19 protein-coding genes are annotated in these 16941 nt (G+C 73.1%); 14 read left to right on the forward strand and 5 right to left on the reverse strand.

The genetic code is table 11. The features are described 5' to 3' along the window. The first annotated feature begins 2 nt into the window (after positions 1-2). From SPRI_RS35315 to SPRI_RS35340, 6 genes are all read left to right on the forward strand, one after another. The gene (locus tag SPRI_RS35315) at positions 3-1043 is read left to right on the forward strand and encodes an anthranilate phosphoribosyltransferase (protein WP_053556625.1); all 1041 of its coding nucleotides are present in this window, start codon (positions 3-5) and stop codon (positions 1041-1043) included. After that, on the forward strand, positions 1036-2034 hold the full coding sequence (gene trpA, locus SPRI_RS35320; RefSeq protein WP_078951197.1) for a tryptophan synthase subunit alpha: 999 nt from the start codon (positions 1036-1038) through the stop codon (positions 2032-2034). The genes SPRI_RS35315 and trpA overlap by 8 nt, the downstream gene beginning before the upstream one ends. A gap of 64 nt (positions 2035-2098) precedes the next feature. Then, positions 2099-2473: an ectoine synthase gene (locus SPRI_RS35325; RefSeq protein ID WP_005321771.1), complete on the forward strand. Its 375-nt coding sequence runs from the start codon at positions 2099-2101 to the stop codon at positions 2471-2473. Next, entirely contained in the window at positions 2473-3612 is a 1140-nt protein-coding gene (locus SPRI_RS35330) for an acyl-CoA dehydrogenase family protein (protein ID WP_037775603.1), read from the forward strand. Before SPRI_RS35325 ends, SPRI_RS35330 begins: the two co-directional genes overlap by 1 nt. Positions 3613-3662: 50 nt before the next feature. Then, positions 3663-4352 carry a transglutaminase-like domain-containing protein gene (locus tag SPRI_RS35335; RefSeq protein ID WP_005321777.1) on the forward strand — a complete coding sequence of 230 codons (690 nt, stop codon included), beginning with the start codon at positions 3663-3665 and terminating at the stop codon, positions 4350-4352. Further along, positions 4352-5017 (forward strand): phosphoribosylanthranilate isomerase, encoded by a 666-nt coding sequence (locus SPRI_RS35340; RefSeq protein WP_005321780.1) that lies wholly within the window; start codon positions 4352-4354, stop codon positions 5015-5017. Before SPRI_RS35335 ends, SPRI_RS35340 begins: the two co-directional genes overlap by 1 nt. Positions 5018-5089: 72 nt before the next feature. On the opposite strand, the gene SPRI_RS35345 is transcribed toward SPRI_RS35340, so the two are convergent. Further along, on the reverse strand, positions 5090-5668 hold the full coding sequence (locus tag SPRI_RS35345; RefSeq protein WP_053556624.1) for a DUF2269 family protein: 579 nt from the start codon (positions 5666-5668) through the stop codon (positions 5090-5092). Positions 5669-5993: 325 nt separating this feature from the next. Here SPRI_RS35345 and SPRI_RS35350 point away from each other — a divergent pair, with 325 nt between their 5' ends. Genes SPRI_RS35350 through SPRI_RS35360 form a run of 3 tightly spaced genes read left to right on the forward strand, consistent with a single transcriptional unit; the run spans position 5994 to position 8413 of the window. Beyond that, the gene (locus SPRI_RS35350; protein ID WP_037775604.1) at positions 5994-6854 is read left to right on the forward strand and encodes an NAD(P)H-binding protein; all 861 of its coding nucleotides are present in this window, start codon (positions 5994-5996) and stop codon (positions 6852-6854) included. After that, complete coding sequence (locus SPRI_RS35355) at positions 6851-7942, forward strand: zinc-binding dehydrogenase (RefSeq protein ID WP_005321787.1); 1092 nt, start codon at positions 6851-6853, stop codon at positions 7940-7942. The genes SPRI_RS35350 and SPRI_RS35355 overlap by 4 nt, the downstream gene beginning before the upstream one ends. Before the next feature lie 18 nt (positions 7943-7960). Continuing rightward, positions 7961-8413, forward strand: a complete 453-nt coding sequence (locus SPRI_RS35360) for an ester cyclase (RefSeq protein ID WP_005321789.1) — start codon at positions 7961-7963, stop codon at positions 8411-8413. A gap of 64 nt (positions 8414-8477) precedes the next feature. Here the strand turns inward: SPRI_RS35360 and SPRI_RS35365 are convergent, their stop codons facing one another. Continuing rightward, positions 8478-9134 (reverse strand): HAD family hydrolase, encoded by a 657-nt coding sequence (locus tag SPRI_RS35365; protein ID WP_005321792.1) that lies wholly within the window; start codon positions 9132-9134, stop codon positions 8478-8480. Between the two features lie 89 nt (positions 9135-9223). Then, a complete protein-coding gene (locus SPRI_RS35370) occupies positions 9224-9682 on the reverse strand; it encodes a universal stress protein (protein ID WP_005321795.1) in 459 nt (152 codons plus the stop codon). 249 nt (positions 9683-9931) lie between these two features. On the opposite strand from SPRI_RS35370, the gene SPRI_RS35375 reads away from it, so the two are divergent. Continuing rightward, complete coding sequence (locus SPRI_RS35375) at positions 9932-11026, forward strand: baeRF2 domain-containing protein (protein ID WP_005321798.1); 1095 nt, start codon at positions 9932-9934, stop codon at positions 11024-11026. An 89-nt stretch (positions 11027-11115) separates the two neighbouring features. Here the strand turns inward: SPRI_RS35375 and SPRI_RS35380 are convergent, their stop codons facing one another. Continuing rightward, positions 11116-12162, reverse strand: coding sequence for a lactonase family protein (locus SPRI_RS35380; RefSeq protein WP_005321801.1), 1047 nt, complete (start codon positions 12160-12162; stop codon positions 11116-11118). A 253-nt stretch (positions 12163-12415) separates the two neighbouring features. Here SPRI_RS35380 and SPRI_RS35385 point away from each other — a divergent pair, with 253 nt between their 5' ends. From SPRI_RS35385 to SPRI_RS35400, 4 genes are all read left to right on the forward strand, one after another. After that, entirely contained in the window at positions 12416-13423 is a 1008-nt protein-coding gene (locus tag SPRI_RS35385; protein WP_234020474.1) for an NAD(P)-dependent alcohol dehydrogenase, read from the forward strand. Between the two features lie 52 nt (positions 13424-13475). Continuing rightward, positions 13476-13685 (forward strand): hypothetical protein, encoded by a 210-nt coding sequence (locus SPRI_RS35390; protein ID WP_037775606.1) that lies wholly within the window; start codon positions 13476-13478, stop codon positions 13683-13685. After that, on the forward strand, positions 13682-15109 hold the full coding sequence (locus SPRI_RS35395; RefSeq protein WP_005321808.1) for a glucose-6-phosphate dehydrogenase: 1428 nt from the start codon (positions 13682-13684) through the stop codon (positions 15107-15109). The genes SPRI_RS35390 and SPRI_RS35395 overlap by 4 nt, the downstream gene beginning before the upstream one ends. A 62-nt stretch (positions 15110-15171) precedes the next feature. Then, entirely contained in the window at positions 15172-15696 is a 525-nt protein-coding gene (locus SPRI_RS35400; RefSeq protein ID WP_005321810.1) for a gluconokinase, read from the forward strand. A 268-nt stretch (positions 15697-15964) separates the two neighbouring features. On the opposite strand, the gene SPRI_RS35405 is transcribed toward SPRI_RS35400, so the two are convergent. Continuing rightward, the gene (locus SPRI_RS35405; RefSeq protein WP_005321812.1) at positions 15965-16849 is read right to left on the reverse strand and encodes a universal stress protein; all 885 of its coding nucleotides are present in this window, start codon (positions 16847-16849) and stop codon (positions 15965-15967) included. Positions 16850-16941 lie beyond the last annotated feature (92 nt).

The raw sequence follows: 16941 nt of genomic DNA on the forward strand, positions 1-16941 counted from the left end.
CCATGCACGACGCCGTCGCCGCCCTGATCGCCCAGGACCGGCCCGTCGACCTTCCCCAGTGGCGCTCGTTCTGGGACAGCCTGCACGACGGCGCGCTGCGCCGGGGCGAGAGCGTGGCCCTGCTCGCGTCCCTGTCCACGCAGATGCCCGGCCGCACCACGCTGACCGCGCTGCTCGACTCGCTCGCCGAACGCCGCCCCGGACAGGGCGCCGGACGGCCGGTGTTCGAGGGCGCCGTCAACATCGTCGGCACCGGCGGAGGCCCGCGCACCCTCAACATCTCCACCGCGGCCGCGCTGACCGCCGCCGCGATGGGCACCCGCGTCGTCAAGACCGGTTCCCGCGCCTACACCTCCGCCCTCGGCTCCCTCGACCTGCTCGAACGCCTGGGCATCGAGACGGCCTCCTCCTACGAGCAGACCCACGAGATGCTCGAGCGGTGCGGCATCGCGTTCGCCGGAATGTTCGTCTACCCGGCCGAACTGGGCCTGCTCGCCCGGGGGGTGCTGCCGCTCGACGTCCGCAGGCTCGGCCGCTTCGTCAACGCCCTCGGTCCGTTCCTCGCCGACATGCCGGTCGACGCCCAGCTCACCGGCGTCTCCGACCCGCGGCTCGTGCCCGGGCTGCGGCACGCCGCCGAGCACACCGCCCGCCGCACCGGCGGGTCCGTGTGGCTGGCCACCAACGACACGGGCGCCGACGAACTGGTCGGCTTCGCCCCCAACCTGGTGCGCACCTACGAAGGCGGCGGCGAGGACGAGTTCGTCCTCGATCCCGCCGCGCTCGGTCTCGGCCCCGGAGGCCTGGAGGACCTGCGGCCCGGCGCCGACCCCGTCCGCGACGTCCTGGACCTGCTCGCCGGCCGCGGCCGCCCGGCGGCCGAGGACGCGGTCTGCCTCAACGCGGCGGCCCTCGCCGTGGCCGGCCGTCTCACCGGCGACTGGCACCAGGCACTGCGCGGCGCCCGCGCGGTCCTGAACGACGGCTCGGCCCTCGCCCTGGTCGACCGGCTGCGACGCGCCACGGAGGTGGCCCATGCCTGATCCCCGCCCCACACCCGCCACGGGCCCCACACCCGCCACGGGCCCCGCGCCCGGCACCGGCCCCGCATCCGCACCCGGCGCCGCCCCCGTCACGGGCCCCGCGTCGGGAACCGGCCCCACCCATGCCACCGCCACCGCCACCGCCACCGCCACCGGCACCGGCACCGCACCCCGCACCGCGCCTGCCGTCGTGCCCGCCGCCGAGGGCTTCTTCACCCGTGCCGCGCCCGGCCGGCCGGGCCTCGCGCTGTTCCTCAACGCGGGCGACCCGCCGCTGGACCGGCTGCCCGACCTTGTCGCCCTCCTCGACGAGAGCGACATCGACTGCCTCGAACTGGCCGTCCCCTTCCCCGGATCCGTCACCGACGGGCCCGTCATCCGCCGCTCCGCCGACCGGGCCCTGGCCCACGGCACCGACCTCGCCGCCGTCCTCGCCGCCGTCGCCCGCGTCCGGCCCGGCCTGAAGAGACTGCGCATCGCGCTGCTCGCCGACTTCAGCCACACCGTCAAAGGCACCGCCCCCGGCGACTTCGCCGCCGCCGTGCGCGACGCCGGCTGCGACGGACTGCTGCTGCACGGCGTCCCGCCCAGGCTGCGCACCGCCCACTACGAGGCCGCCCACGACGCCGGCCTGCCGCTGGTCACCACCTGCTACGCCGTCTCCCGGCCCGACGCGGTCGCCGAGGCGGCGGCGCAGGCCACCGCCTACCTCTACCTGGTCGCCCACTACGGCCGCAGCGGCACCGCCGCGGCCCTCGACCACGACCGGCTGGCCCGGTCCGTCGCCGCACTGCGCGCCACCGCCACCGCGCCCGTCGCGGTCGGCTTCGGCGTCAGGACCCGCGCCGACACCCTGCTCCTGCAGGACCTCGGCGCGGACGCCGCCGTCGTCGGCAGCGTCGGCGTGGCCCGTATCGAACAGGCCCTGACCGAAGGCCGCGACCCCGTCGAGGAGTTCGGCTCCTTCGTGAGGGAGCTGCGCGGGCCGTGAGCGGCCCCTCGCGGCCCACCGTTGCGAAGAGCGCGGAACCACCCCGTATGAAAGGAGACCCCGCATGATCGTCCGCAAGCTCGAAGAGGTCACCTGTGTCGACTGGGGCAACGGCCTCAGCCGCAGATTCCTCACCCAGGCCGACGGTGTCGGCTACACCGTCACCGACACCATCGTCCGCGCGGGCACCAAGTCCCGCCTGGAGTACCGCAACCACCTCGAGAGCTGCTACTGCATCGAGGGCAGCGGCGAGGTGATCGACAGCGACGGCGTCTCGCACCCCATCACCCCCGGCACCCTGTACGCGCTCGACCGGCACGACGCCCACTGGCTGGTGGCGAGCCCGCACGAGGACCTGCGCCTGGTGTGCATGTTCACCCCCGCGCTGCGCGGCGACGAGAGCCACAACCTCGACTCGCCCGAGTTCTCCCACTACTGATGGCCGACTTCACGAAGGACCAGCAGGCCCTGCGCGACGGCCTGGCGCCCGTGCTCGAAAAGCTCGACGAAGGGCACGTCGAGCGCGACGCGGCCGCCGAGTTCCCCCGTGAGGCATGGCGGCGGCTGGCCGGCACCGGAATCCTCGGACTGCCCTTCGACGAGCGGTACGGCGGACTCGGCCAGTCGCTGACCACCACCATGTACGTCCTGGAGGGCCTGGGGGAGGGCTGCCGCGACGCCGGACTGAACTTCTCCGCCTGCACCCACATGGTCGCGGCCGGCGTCCCGCTGCAGCGCTTCGGCTCCGACGCCCTCAAGGAGCGCCACCTGCCCGGGATCTGCACCGGTGAGCTGATCGGCGCCCACGCCATCAGCGAACCCGACAGCGGCTCCGACGCGCTGGCGATGCGCACCCGGGCGGTACGCGACGGCGACGCCTACGTCCTGAACGGCAGCAAGGCGTTCGTCAGCAACGGGCCGGTCGCCGACGTGTTCACCGTCTACGCCCGCACCAGCGACCGTCCCGGGCCGCTGAGCATCACCGCGTTCCTCGTCGACCGCGACACCCCGGGCCTGACCCTCGGCCGGCCCCTGGCCAAAATGGGCCTGCGCACCTCGCCGCTGTGCGAGCTGTACTTCGACGACTGCCGCGTCCCGGCCGACCGGGTCGTCGGCCGGCCCGGCGGCGGGTTCCTCGTCCTGGACCATGTGATGCGCTGGGAGATCCTGTGCTCCTTCGTCATCAACGCCGGCGAGATGCAGCGCCGGGTGGACGCCTGCGTCCGCTACGCGCAGACCCGCAGCCAGTTCGGGCAGCCCATCGGCTCCTACCAGGCCGTCTCCCACAAAATCGTCGACATGGCCACCGGTGTGGAGACCTCCCGCCGCTGGCTGTACGAGACGGCGCGCAGGATGACCGCCGGCGACAACGTCACCCGCGACATCGCCATGGCCAAACTCGTCACCAGCGAGGCCAACGTCGCCTCCGCCCTGGCCGCCGTGCAGATCTTCGGCGGCAACGGCTACATGGCCGAGTTCGGCATCGAGAGCCAGCTGCGCAACGCGGTCGCCGGAACGATCTACTCCGGCACCTCCGAGACCCAGCGCAACCGCATCGCCGCCCTCCTGGGCCTTTGAACCGACGGGCCACCGAGCCCCACCGACAACGAAGCGGATCCCCAGCTGCCATGACGACCCGACTGAGCACCGGCGCCCTCGAGGCCACCGAGTTCCTCGACCACGAGACCGAGCAGGTGCGCGCCTTCGTCGCCGACGCCCTGCCGCCCGGCGCCACCACCCCGACCGAGCAGGCCGTCGCCCTCTACTACGCGGTCCGCGACACCGTCCGCTACGAGGTCTACGGCGCCGACCTGACCCGCCAGGGCCTGCGCGCCAGCACCGTGGCGGCCGGCCGCTCCGGCATGTGCCTGCACAAGTCGGTCCTCTACGCGGCCGGCCTGCGCTCGCTCGGCATCCCCGCCCGCCTCGTCCTGACCGACGTGCGCAACCACCTCGCCTCCGAGAAGCTGGTGAGCCTGCTCGGCGGCGACGTGTTCCACCAGCACTGCCTGACCTCCGTACGCCTTGAAGGCCAATGGGTGCGCGCCACACCGGTGTTCAACAAGAACCTGTGCCGGCTCTACCGGATGGCGCCCCTCGACTTCGACGGCACCGCCGACAGCGTGCACCACCCCTTCGACCTGAAGGGCCGCCGGCAGATGGAATTCCTGCGCTTCCACGGCGAGTTCGACGACCTGCCCTACGAGGCGGTCCTGGCCGACCTGCGCGCCGCGCACCCCGGCCTGTTCGGCGCCGGCGACGACCGCTTCACGGCCGGATCCCTGGAGCACGACGCCGGCCGGACGGCGGCCGCCTGATGCTGGTCAAGATCTGCGGCGCCACCACCACGGCGGAGGTCGACGCCGTCGCCGCCTCCGGTGCCGACCTGATCGGCCTGTGGCACCACGTCCCGGGCGGCCGCGCCGACCTGACGCTCGATCAGCTCACCGTGCTCTCCGCCCGAGCCCTCGGCGCGGGCCTCGAGCCCGTCCTGGTCACCTTCTCCGCCGACCCCGGCGTGCTGGCGACGGCCGTGCGGGCGGCGAAGGTGCCCTGGGTCCAACTGCACGGCTTCCAGCCCCCGGGCGTGCTGCGCGCCCTGCGCGCGCAGTGCCCCGACGGCCTGAAGATCGCCAAGGTGCTGCACGTGCGCGACGACACCTGCCTGGAGGGCCGGCTCACCGGCGCCTACGAGCGGGCCGGGGCCGACTGCTTCCTCTTCGACGCCGTCACGGGCGACGGCCGCATCGGCTCCACCGCCCAGCGCCTGGACGACACCACCGTCACGAAGCTGGCGGACGCCACCACCCTGCCGTTCCTCCTCGCCGGCGGCCTCGGCCCCGCGGGCCACGGCGACTTCCCCGCCACCTCGGCCCACCCCCGCTTCCTCGGCATCGACGTCGACTCCGCCGCCCGCGGCGACGACGGCCTCCTCGACAAGAATCGCGCCCAGGCCGTCACCCGCGCCTGGCGCACCACCTGACCCCCGCACACGACGGCGGCCGGCCCCCGGGCATCCAGGGGGACCGGCCGCCGCCGCGCGTGTGCGCGGCCGTCAGGAACGCCCGCCGCGCGGCGCGGTGCGCCGGCCGCGGGAGGTGCGACCCCACGGCTTGTAGACGGACACCACCGCCGCGACGGTCAGCAGCGCGAACAGCACCGGCACGCTCCACAGCAGGAAGTCCGCCGGCCAGCCCGGCTCCGGCGGCGCGCCGCCCGCCGTCGCGGTGTTGTCGGTGGCCTTCATGACGATCGGGTGGATCACGAACCACGCGAAGATCGTCATGAACAGGGTGATCACCCACTTGGCGATGATCCACCAGTGCAGCAGCAGGCCCCACTTGGTGCCGCAGGACAGCAGAATGCCGGACAGCGCAGCGGTGATGCTGAACACCGTGACGCAGGTGTCGTCGAAGACGTACATCGCGTAGTAGACGCCCTTGGCGACCGCGGCGTCCTCGGTGGTGTACCCCATGACGGCCAGCACGGCCATCGCCAGGGACAGGCCCACCCAGCCGACCGAGGTGACGACGTGGACGGCGAGCGTCAGCCTGCGCGCCCTGCGGGAGAGTTCGAACTTCTTCTTGGTCCTGCCTCGCGTGGTGGGGGACTGGCTTACGGCGGTGGCGGACAAGGCGGCGACCTTTCGTGGGGGACGAGGGAACACAGAAAAAAGGGGGGGTGGCGTGGTCCGGCAGTCGAAAGCCCCGCGAAAGCCCCGCAGCCACCCGGCGGCCGGCCGTGCCCGGGCGCCCCGGCGCGCACGGGCACGCAGGCGAGGCCCTCCGCCGGGAGCATCCCCGCCGCCGCTCGAGAACGGCTCGAGCGGCGCTCCCGCCCGCCCGGCCCGGATCGCGTTCCAGCCAGTCTCCGGGGACCCTCCAGCCGGTCTGTTCAGCCTTGCACCACCAAGGTCCGAGGAGTCTCGGGGAAGCCGAGACCGACAGGGTGGAGCAGGCGTGACAGTTCTGGTGACAGGAGCGACAGGATCCGTCGGCCGGCATGTGGTCGACCACCTCGTGGCGGCGGGGGCGCAGGTGCGTGCCCTGACCCGCACCCCGGCCACGGCCGGGCTCCCCGACGGCGTCGAGGTGTTCGAGGGCGACCTCGAGCAGCCGCAGACGCTGCGGGCCGCCCTGACCGGCGTGGAGCGCCTCTACCTCTTCCCGGTCCCTCAGACCGCACGGGAGGTCGTCGCCCTCGCCAAGGAGGCCGGAGTGCGGCGCATCGTGGTGCTCTCCTCGTCGTCCGTGCTCGACACCTCCGGCGACAACCACAGCGGTGAGCACCACCGGACCGTGGAGCGCGCCGTCGAGGAGTCCGGCATCGAGTGGACCTTCGTCCGCCCCGACGAGTTCGCCACCAACCTGCTGTGGAAATGGGGCCACTCCATCCGCACCGAGGGCGTCGTGCGCACCCCCTACGGCGGCGCGCCGCGCGTCCTGATCCACGAGGCCGACGTCGCCGCGGTGGCCGCCACCGCGCTCGTCGAGGACGGCCACGCCGGACAGGCGTACGTGCTGACCGGCCCGCAGGCCATCACCCAGGTGGACCAGGTGAAGGCGATCGCCGACGCCATCGGCACCGAGGTCGCCTTCGAGGAGATCACCCCCGACCAGGCGCGTGAGCAGATGGGCCACTTCATGCCGCCGCCGGTCGTCGAGATGATCCTCGGCTACCTCGCCGACGCCATGGACAACCCGCCCGTGCCGCTGGACACCGTCGAGCGGATCACCGGCCGCCCGGCCCGCACCTTCGCCCGGTGGGCCGCGGACCACGCCGCCGACTTCGCCCCCCAGCGCGAGACGGTGGCGGCGTGAGCGTCGACACCGGCACGGCCGCAGGCCGCGGGACCGCCCCCGCCGCCCCCGCCGCGCCCGCCGCCGGCGGCGCGACGGCCCACGTCCATGTGCGGCTCACCGGCAGCGGCCGCCCCGAGGACCACATCGTCGCCGGCCACGGCACACGGCCCACCGCGGGCCGCGGCAAGGTCGTCGTGCGCGTCGAGGCCGCCGGCGTGTCCTTCGCCGAGGTGCAGATGCTCCAGCACCTGCACCCCTTCCCGCCCAAGTTCCCCTTCGTGCCCGGCTACGACCTGGTGGGCCGCGTCGTGGAGACCGGCGAGGGCGTCACCGGCTGGAACACCGGCGACCGCGTCGCCGCGATGCCCCGCCACGGCGCCTGGCAGACGTACGTCGAGGTGCCCGCCGCCGCGCTCGCCGCGGTGCCCGAGCACCTGGACGCGGCCGTCGCCGTCTCCCTGATCACCAACGGTGTGACGGCCTACCAGATGCTGCACCGGCAGACCCGGCTCGCCGCCGGCTCCACCGTGCTCGTGCACGGCGCCAGCGGCGGCGTGGGCACCCTGCTCACCCAGCTCGCCGTCCACGCGCAGCTGCGCGTCATCGGCACCGCCTCACCCGCCAAGCACCCGGCGGTGCGCGCGCTGGGCGCGGAACCCCTCGACTACCGCACCGAGGACCTGCCCGCCGCCGTACGGGAACTGGCACCCGACGGCGTCGACGCCGTCTTCGACCACATCGGCGGACGCGGCCTGGACGCCGGCTGGGCCATGCTCGCCGACGGCGGCACCCTCGTCTCGTTCGACTCCTCCGTGGCCGGCTACCGGCCCGGTCAGTGGTTCAGGCCGCACGTGCCCGCACTGCGCCGCACCGCCGCCCGCTGGATCGCGGCCAAGCTCCGCCTCACCCGCGGCCGCCGCCAGAGCATGTACTACGTCAAACCCGGCGACGACTTCCGGGCCGACCTCGCCGCGCTGTACCGGCTGGTCGACGAGGGCGTCCTGCGCCCCGAGATCGCCGGCCGCCATCCGCTGACCGAGGCCCCGGCCGCGGTCCGCGCCCTGCTGGACGGCGCCACCGTCGGCAAGCACGTCCTGATCCCCTGACACCCGGTAAGGAACACCATGACCGCAACACTCGCCGAGCAGCCCGCCGTCACCGTCCAGGAGCGCAACAAGCAGATCGCGCTGGACTGCGCCGCCGCCTGGAACCGCTGGGACCTGGACGGGATCTTCACGCACTGGTCGCCGGACATCAAGCACTTCTCCGAGGACCGCCCGGTCGACTCCGAGATCATGAAGGCCGCGATGCGCGGCGGACTCGCCGCCTTCCCGGACCTGCACCTGGACGTCAGGAGCGCCGTCTCCGAAGGCGACCGCGTCATCCTGCGGATCACCGTGACCGCCACCCACCGGGGCGACTTCTTCGGCAAGGCCGCGACCGGCAAGAAGGTCACCTGGTTCATGCTCGAGGAGCTGCGCTTCGACGACGCCGGAAAGATCATCGAGCACTACGACGTCTTCAACTACCTGCCGATGCTCAAGGAGCTGGGCTTCGTCGCCGCCGACGTCATGTGAGACCCGGCGCCACCGCCCAGGGCCCGGACCGCCGACACGGTCCGGGCCCGGCCCGGGTCCCGGCTCAGCGGACCGCGGACAGCAGCCCGGGCAGATCACGCATGTCGTCGAACACGACCGTGCCCGGACCCGCCAGCCGGGAGGCCGGGGTGAGGCCCCCGCAGTAGCCGAAGGCCCGCATCCCCGCCGCGCGAGCCGCCCGCACCCCGTACGCGCTGTCCTCGACCACCGCGCACGCCCGGGGCTCCACCCCCATGGAGCGGGCGGCGTGCAGGAACAGGTCGGGTGCGGGCTTGCCCCGGGGGACGTCCGCCGCGCTGAAGACGCGCCCCTCGAAGCGGTCGGACAGGGCGACGATGTCCAGACTGCGCCGGATGCCGGCGTGATCACCGTTCGAGGCGACGCACACGGCCGCGGTGAGATCGTCGAGCGCGTCCTTGACGCCGTCGACCGCGGTGAGCCCGGTCTCGAAGGCCGCCTCGTACAGGTGCTCGTACTTCTTCTGCCAGTCCTTCTCCAGGCGCCGTCCGAGACGCTCCTCCACGGCCGCGGTGTACACCTCGGTGGACGAGCCCACGAACCGTTCGACGATCTCGGCCTCGGTGAACGCGCACCCCAGATCAGCCATGATCACCGCGTCCACTTCGACGCATATCCTCTCGCTGTCGACCAGCACACCGTCGCAGTCGAAGATCACCAGTTCGATGCCGCTCCCCGTCATGGGCGGCAGCCTACGGAGCCCTCCGCCCGGGCGGCCCGTCAGGTCCCGCCGGCGCCTTCGGGGACGTTCAGCGCCGGATCAGCCGGTGCTCATTGGCTGTCGCCGCGGAGCACGAGGACCGGGCATGCGGCGTGCTGGGTGCAGTGCTGGGCCACCGAGCCCAACAGCAGCCCCGCGAAGCCGCCGAGGCCCCTGCTGCCGACCACGAGCAAGGTCGCGCCGTGGGCCGCGTTCAGCAGCACACTGGCCGGGGTGCCGTAACGCACCTCGCTGCGTACCTCCACCGGCGGCTGCGATCCCACGGCTTCCTCGACGGCTTCGTCGAGTTCCTTGCGTGCCCGGGCCTCCAGCGCGGCCTCGTCGCCGCTCGACGGGGGCAGCCAGCCGAGCGCGCCGTGGAACTGCGGAAAGTCCCAGGCGGTCACCGCCTCCACCACACCGCCGGTGGCCTCCGCCTGACGCACGGCCCAGCGAAGGGCCTGCTTCGACGAGTCCGAACCGTCCACTCCGACCACGATGCGGCCCGTCTCCTCGCGCTGGTCAGCCATGGACACTCCTCGACTCGACGGTGGCGGACGGCCGACGGGCGGGCGGTCCGCCGCCACAGGCCGACTCCAGCATCATGCCGACCGCACCGTGTGCGCAGTCCGGCAGGTCCAGACGGGGACGGGATCCCGGCCCCCTCTGAGGCCACACACGACGGGAACCACAGAACGCGCAAACCGGTACATACAGGTCTAGGGTGCTGTTCGTTGTGCATCCGTGGGAAGGCGGTAGGGCCGCCCGGCCCGAGCATTATGGATCTTGCGTTTCTTCAGCCCCTGTACGAGGGCGAGGGCCCCGTCGCCTCCGTCCACCTGGACACGAGCCGTTCGGCGCACGACGCCGACAAGCAGATCGAGCTGCGCCGGCGCGCCGCGCTCCGGTCACTGGCCGAACAGGGCGCGGACCAGGCGACGCTGGACGTGCTGGAGCAGATGATCGGAGGCGTCGCCGAGGTGCCGGGGCCTCAAGGGGAGGCCCTGTTCGCATCGGCCGGGCGGCTTCTCGGAGCGTTCACCCTGACGGAGCCGCCCGCGGCCGACAGCGCGCTGTTGCTGCCCGTGCCCGACCCGCTGGGTCTGGTGATCGACCGGGACCATCAACTGCCGCACGTCGTCGTCGCCGTCGACCGCGAGGGAGGGGATGTGACCGCCTACCCCGCCGCAGCGCACGAGCCGTCCATGAAGCGCACCTTCAACGGCAGCACGCTGCACATCAGCCGGGTGAAGGCGGGCGCGGAGGCCCAGGCCTCCTTCCACCGGCGGTCGGTCAACGTGTGGAGCGAGAACACCGAGCAGACCGCCGACGACGTGCGCGAAGCGGCAGCCGGCGTGGAGGCCGCGGTGGTCCTGGTCGCCGGGGACCCCAAGGCGATCGGGCTGCTGCGCGAGCACCTGACGGACCAGCCACCGGTCGGGGAACTGGTCTACGTGGACGGAGGCCGCAGCGACACCTCGGCCCTCGCAGGTCTGCGGGCGAGCGTGGACGCGGCGATGCGCGAAGCCATGACCGCCCGTCACCGCGGCGTCCTGGACACCCTGGAGGCCGAGCTGGCCGGCGGGCGGGCCCTGCAGGGGATCCCGGCCGTGAAGGAGGCGCTGGCACAGGGCCGGGTGGAGACACTGCTGCTCGCCGCGGACCGCTCCGGCGACCCGGTCCTGCACGCCTCGCGCCGCGATCCCCAGGTGCTGGGCACCGACCCGGCGGCGCTGGGCGACGACCCGACGGTGTTCAGCGCGCCCGCGGCGCCGCTGCTGCTGCGCGCGGCCGCTCTGGGCGGTGCCGCCTTCACCGAGATCCTGCCGCCTGCCCGTGCGACGGACGGTGTGGCCGCCCTGCTGCGGTACTGAGCCCGACCGGTCGTCAGGGCCACCGGGCCACCGTCCGGCCGGTCGTCAGGCCCCGGGCGGTACGGCGGCCGGCCGTGGACCCGGCCGCGTCAGGCGAAGGCGACGCTGGACGCCGCCGGCACGGCGAGTGACCCGGCTCGGCGCGGCACCCCCGTCGCGTCGACGTCGAACCAGGTCACATCGCCCGAACGCTCGTTGGCGGCGTACAGGTGGGCGCCCGACGGGTGCAGTACGAGGTCGCGCGGCCAGTGGCCTCCGCACGGCACCGAGGTGACGACCCGTGCCACCTCGCCCGTCTCGTCCAGCGAGAGGACCTCGATGGTGTCGGTGCCGCGGACGGCCGCCCACAGATGCCGCCCGTCCCGGGAGACGACGGGCGCGGAGGGCTGCACCGCAACGCCGGCGCCGTCCGGGAAGAGGGGAAACTCACCGACCGGCAGCAGCACGCCCGAGGCCGCGTCCCAGCGGCACACGGTGACGGTGGGCCGCAGCTCACCGAGCACGTAGGCGTGGCTGCCGCGCGGGTGGAAGACGAGGTGGCGCGGGCCCGTGCCCGGCGGCAGGTCCATGACGCTGTGGAGGGCGAGCTGCCCGGTGCCCGGGTCCAGGGAGCAGACCCGCACCGAGTCGGTGCCGAGGTCGACGCTCAGCACCCAGCCTCCCGAAGGATCCTGGACCACCTGATGGGCGTGCGGGGCCGACTGGCGTTCCCGGTCCGGCCCGGACCCCTCGTGGCGCAGCACGCTGCTCGGCGCGAGGGGGCTGCCGTCGGCGGCCAGCGGCAGCACGGTGACGCTCCCGGACCCGTAGTCCGCCGTCACCAGGTGGTCGTGGCAGACGGCGAGGTGCGTCGGGTCGGCCGCTCCTGTCGCAACGGGCTCGCCGAGCGGCCGGGGCACCGGCCCCGAGACGTCGAAGCCGGCGACCGCCCCGTGGGCCGTTTCGGACACGCAGTAGAGAACCGGGCCGCTTCCCCGGTGTCCCACAGCCAGATACGACGGGTCGGGAACGGTCTCGACGGTGCCTTCCGCGGTCAGCGCCCCGGTGCGCGGATCCACCGCGGCCCGGACGATTCCCCGTCCCCCATTTGTTGTAAAGCAACCGATGAAAGCCCTCAGGGGCACCGTGCCGTTCATGGGCCACCACCCTATGGGACGGGCCGGGGACCGGGCCGGTTCGCCGTTCCGCCGGTGGCGCCGACTCCCGGGGCGCGGTTTGCGGCCCGGGTCGGGCTCGATGAGCCTGGAGCAGTTGCTTGCGCCGCGGACGGCACGCGGCGGCGCGATCCGTGTACCGATGGCTCAGCGTTTTCCCCTGACCGGGAAGAGCCGGCAGGAGGACGAAACAGTGCGGGCATTTGTCATGAAGGAAATCGGCAAAGTGGCTTTCATGGACAAGCCGGTCCCCGACGTCGGCTCCCGTGACGCCCTGGTGCGGACGACGAAGGCCCTGATCTGCACCTCCGACTCCCACACGGTGCAGGGAGGCATCGGACCGCGGGAAGACCTCACGCTGGGGCACGAGGCGGTCGGCGTCGTGGAGTCCGTGGGCAGCGACGTGAAGGACTTCCGGCCGGGCGACCGTGTCCTCGTCGGCGCCATCACCCCCGACTGGGGCGACCTGGCCTCCCAGAACGGCCACCCGTCCCAGTCGGGCGGACCGCTCGGGGGATTCAAGTTCGCGAACCTGAAGGACGGCGTGTTCGCCGAGTTCTTCCATGTCGGTGACGCCGACGCCAACCTCGCGAAAATCCCCGACAGGATCCCCGACGAAGCGGCCGTCTACTGCGCCGACATGCTTTCCACGGGATTCATGGGCGCCGAACACGGCAACATCCCGATGGGCGGGACCGTGGCCGTTCTCGCCCAGGGCCCCGTGGGACTGATGGCGACGGCAGGGGCCCGACTCCTGGGCGCGGGACTCGTCATCGGCGTCGAGTCCGTGCCGAGCCGGCAGGAACTCGCGCGCCACTACGGAGCGGACGAGATCGTCGACTTCACCCACGAGGACGTGACCGAACGCGTTCTCGAACTGACCGGCGGCCAGGGGGTGGACACGGCGATCGAGGCGCTCGGCGCGGACGTCACCTTCAGGACCTGCGTCGAGATCACGAAGCCCGGCGGCACGATCTCCAACATCGGCTACTTCGGCTCCGGCGACCACGTCAGCATTCCCCGCGTCGCCTGGGGCGTCGGCATGGCCGACAAGACGATCGCCTCCGGCCTCTGCCCCGGCGGAAGGCTGCGGATGGAGCGCCTGCTGCGCGTCCTGGAGAAGGGCCGCCTCGACCCCACGCGCATGACCACCCACACCTACTCCTTCGACGAGATGGAACGCGCCTTCGAGGTGTCGGACAAGAAGCTGGAGGACGTCGTCAAGGTGCTGGTGAGCTTCTAGACCGGTGCGACGGGCAGCCGGCCCCCCAAGGGGCTTGTGCGGCGTCCGGACGGTGGAGAACCTGACCGGTCGGGGCCGCCTCGACGAGGCCGGAGAACTGTACGCGTCGCTGTGCTCCGAGCGAGCCCCCCTGGGGCTGCTGCCGGAGCAGATCGACCCGACCACGGGAGCATTCATGGGCAACTTCCCCCAGGCGTCCGGCCGCCTCGGCGTCATCGCCGGCGGAGCCGGCCTCGCACGGGCGCAGGGCGGTTCGCGATGACCATCCGACGACTCGTCGTCTTCGGCGGGACAGGCGACCTCACGGGCCGCTTCCTGCTGCCGGCGCTGGCCGCCCTGCACGCGGCGGGACACATCGACGACCGGTTCGGCCTGACGGGCGCCAGCCGGGAGGACTGGGACGGCGAACGGTACCGGAAGTGGGCCGACGCCCAGCTCGAACGCCACGGCGCCGACCTCCCTGCCGACTCCCGGCGAGCCGTCATCGCGTCGGCCGACTACCGCAGGGCCGACGTGACGGACCCCGCGGACGTGGGCGCGGCCGTCGCCGGTGAAGACCCCGTGGCCGTCTACCTCGCGCTCCCCCCGGCGCTGTTCCCGGCGACGGTGACCGCGCTGCACGAGGCCGCACTGCCCCCAGGCAGCCGCATCGTCCTGGAGAAGCCGTTCGGCGAGGACCTCGCCGGCGCACAGGAGTTGAACCGGCTGCTCGCCGATCTCGTACCCGAGCGCGCCGTCTTCCGGGTCGACCACTTCCTGGCCATGACGACCGTTCAGAACGTCCTCGGCAGCAGGCTCGCCAACCGGGTCCTCGAACCCATCTGGAACAGCACGCACATCGCCGAGATCGAGATCGTCTGGGACGAGACCCTCGCCCTGGAAGGGAGGGCCGGCTACTACGACCACGTCGGCGCGCTGAAGGACATGGTGCAGAACCACCTGCTGCAACTGCTGTGCCTGGTCGCCATGGAGCCGCCGCTCACCCTCGGCGAGCGGGACCTGCGCGACCGGAAGGTCGACGTGCTGCGGTCGGTGCGGCCGCTGACCGACTTCGACGTCGCGCACCGCACGCGCCGCGCCCGCTACTCGTCCGGCCGGGCCGGCGACCGCGAGGTGCCCGCCTATGTGGACGAGGACGGTGTCGACGCGCGGCGCCGGACCGAGACCTTCGCCGAGATCGTGCTGGAACTGGACAGCTGGCGCTGGACGGGCACCCGGTTCCGTCTGCGCAGCGGCAAGGGCCTCGGCAAGGACCGCAAGGAGGTCGCGGTGCACTTCCGTTCCGTACCTCACCTGCCCTTCGGACAGGACAAGGACGTCCGGCCCAACGTGCTGCGGTTCGGCCTGGAACCCGAGAGCCTGAGCATGGACATGACCGTGACGGGCTCGCGTGCCGAGACCCTCACCCAGCTCGCGCTGACCGCCGAGATGGACGCCCCCGCCCTGCCGGCCTACGGCCGTCTGCTGCTGGACGTTCTGGGCGGCGACCCCGCGCTGTCCATCCGCAGCGACGAGGCCGAGGAGGCCTGGCGTGTCGTCGAACCGGTCCTGTCCGCCTGGGAGCGGGACCTGGTGCCCATGGAGGAGTATCCGGCCGGCTCGGACGGGCCGCCCCCACGCCACACCACCCCTGGACGGCGGGACGACCTGCTCCACGAGGAAGCCGTCATGCCGGCCGACTCCTGAGGGGACACCCACCACAGCCGGGCCGCACCGGTCGTCGCACGCGGGACCTGGAGGGAGAGCCGATGACCCACCGCACGTCGAGCCGTCCTCCGTGCGTCGTGATCTCCGGAGTGTCCGGGGCCGGGAAGTCGACGGTCGCCCGGCAGCTGGCCGAGCGTCTGGGGGTGCCCTTCGCCGAGGCGGACGACTTCCACTCGCCCGACAGCATCCGGAAGATGGCGTCGGGAGTTCCGCTGGACGATCGGGACCGCCGGGCGTGGCTGGAGTCCGTCGGACGCTGGCTGGGCGACCGCGACGCCGCCGGCAGCGGGGGAGTGGCGTCCTGCTCCGCCCTGCGGCGGCGTTACCGGGACATCCTGAGGTCGGCCTGCCCCGCCGCGGTCTTCTTCCAGCTCACCGCCGACCGCGAGGTGCTCGCGGGCCGGCTCGGCGGGCGCAGGGGCCACTTCATGCCGCAGACCCTGCTCGACTCCCAGCTCGCCACGCTCGAGCCGCTCGAACCGGACGAGAGGGGAGCCTCGTTGGATGCCTCACCGGCTCCCGAGGAGATCGTCCGGACGGCCGTGAAGCTGCTCGACGGACGCTGACCGCCGGTGCGGTCACCCCGCCCGTGGAACGCCCGCGCACGGCCTCACGCCCGGTCGGCCGGGTCGCGGCCCAGGGGGCAGGTCATGCGGTGCCGCCGCCGGGCCGCGCCCGAGTCCGGCGCCGACGACCGGGGACGGCCTCGACACCGGCCCGGCGTCAGGACGCCGGGGACGGGTCCGGCCGGTGCAGGCGGTGCGGAGGGCGGCGTCCTGCCTCGGGCAAGCCCGGCGTTCGTCGTGCGCACCGCGGGGCTGTCGTCGGCCTGTGTCACCCGTCGGCGGCCGCGTCCAGCGGATGAGGAATGAGGGCGATGGGCGCGTCGGCGAAGTGGAGGGTCGCGTGGGCGACATGGCCCACATAACGGCTGCGGGGTTCGGCGCGGCGGCCGACGACGAGGAGCTGGGCAGAGGCCGCCAGACTCACCAGCATCTCGGCGGTCGGACTCGGTTCGACATGCTCCACCACCGTGACCTGCGGATGGCGCTCACGCCACGGCGCCAGCAGGTTCGCGAGGTCATGGCGGTGGACCTCCTCCAGCCCACCGTGCTCGTTCGCGCGGCGCGACAGCTCGGGCTCGTGGGTGAACATGGTGGGCAGGCTCCAGGCGCGCGCCGCGCGCAGCGGCACACCGCGCGCGGCGGCGGCCCGGAAGGCGAAGTCCAGGACCGCCTCGGCCTCCTCCTCCCGGGGGACACCGGCCACGATCTCGCCGTCCCGCGGCCGGCGGCCGGCCGAGCCGCCGCGGATCATGACCACGGGGCAGGCGGCTCTGCTCAGCACGCGAAGTCCGACCGATCCGAGGAAGAAGCCCGTCACCGGGCCCGGCCGCCGGGAGCCGAGCACGATCATCCGCGCGTTCCGGCCGCGCTCGACAAGCAGCTCCGCCTCCGGCTTCACCACCAGCTCGGCACTCACCTCGACGTCCTCGAAGTGTTCGCGCACCCAAGCCAGGGCGTCATCGAGCAGTTGCCGCGCCGCGCGGCGCTCGTGCTCGATGTCGCCGGCGAGCACCCGGTAGAACCCCGCCTGCGGAACATGACCGTGCAGCAGCACCAGGGGCGCCCCGTGCCGCCGTGCCTCGCCGGCCGCCCAGCCCGCTGCGATCAGACTGTCGGAGCTGCCGTCAACTCCGGCGATGATGGGCCGTTGCATGAAGCGTCTCCTCGCGTGAGGGCCTGCCGGACCTGGTGGGGCCCCACGCCCCTCGCCTGACATCTCCGAACGGAAGACCCCTGAAATGGATC

This window comes from Streptomyces pristinaespiralis (assembly GCF_001278075.1).
GTDB lineage: Bacteria > Actinomycetota > Actinomycetes > Streptomycetales > Streptomycetaceae > Streptomyces > Streptomyces pristinaespiralis.

Coding starts and splice junctions, on each gene's coding strand:
- SPRI_RS35315 (WP_053556625.1), top strand. CDS start 3: ATGCACGACGCCGTCGCCGCCCTGATCGCCCAGGACCGGCCCGTCGAC.
- trpA (WP_078951197.1), top strand. CDS start 1,036: ATGCCTGATCCCCGCCCCACACCCGCCACGGGCCCCACACCCGCCACG.
- SPRI_RS35325 (WP_005321771.1), top strand. CDS start 2,099: ATGATCGTCCGCAAGCTCGAAGAGGTCACCTGTGTCGACTGGGGCAAC.
- SPRI_RS35330 (WP_037775603.1), top strand. CDS start 2,473: ATGGCCGACTTCACGAAGGACCAGCAGGCCCTGCGCGACGGCCTGGCG.
- SPRI_RS35335 (WP_005321777.1), top strand. CDS start 3,663: ATGACGACCCGACTGAGCACCGGCGCCCTCGAGGCCACCGAGTTCCTC.
- SPRI_RS35340 (WP_005321780.1), top strand. CDS start 4,352: ATGCTGGTCAAGATCTGCGGCGCCACCACCACGGCGGAGGTCGACGCC.
- SPRI_RS35360 (WP_005321789.1), top strand. CDS start 7,961: ATGACCGCAACACTCGCCGAGCAGCCCGCCGTCACCGTCCAGGAGCGC.
- SPRI_RS35365 (WP_005321792.1), bottom strand. CDS start 9,134: ATGACGGGGAGCGGCATCGAACTGGTGATCTTCGACTGCGACGGTGTG.
- SPRI_RS35370 (WP_005321795.1), bottom strand. CDS start 9,682: ATGGCTGACCAGCGCGAGGAGACGGGCCGCATCGTGGTCGGAGTGGAC.
- SPRI_RS35375 (WP_005321798.1), top strand. CDS start 9,932: ATGGATCTTGCGTTTCTTCAGCCCCTGTACGAGGGCGAGGGCCCCGTC.
- SPRI_RS35380 (WP_005321801.1), bottom strand. CDS start 12,162: ATGAACGGCACGGTGCCCCTGAGGGCTTTCATCGGTTGCTTTACAACA.
- SPRI_RS35385 (WP_234020474.1), top strand. CDS start 12,416: ATGGACAAGCCGGTCCCCGACGTCGGCTCCCGTGACGCCCTGGTGCGG.
- SPRI_RS35395 (WP_005321808.1), top strand. CDS start 13,682: ATGACCATCCGACGACTCGTCGTCTTCGGCGGGACAGGCGACCTCACG.
- SPRI_RS35400 (WP_005321810.1), top strand. CDS start 15,172: ATGACCCACCGCACGTCGAGCCGTCCTCCGTGCGTCGTGATCTCCGGA.
- SPRI_RS35405 (WP_005321812.1), bottom strand. CDS start 16,849: ATGCAACGGCCCATCATCGCCGGAGTTGACGGCAGCTCCGACAGTCTG.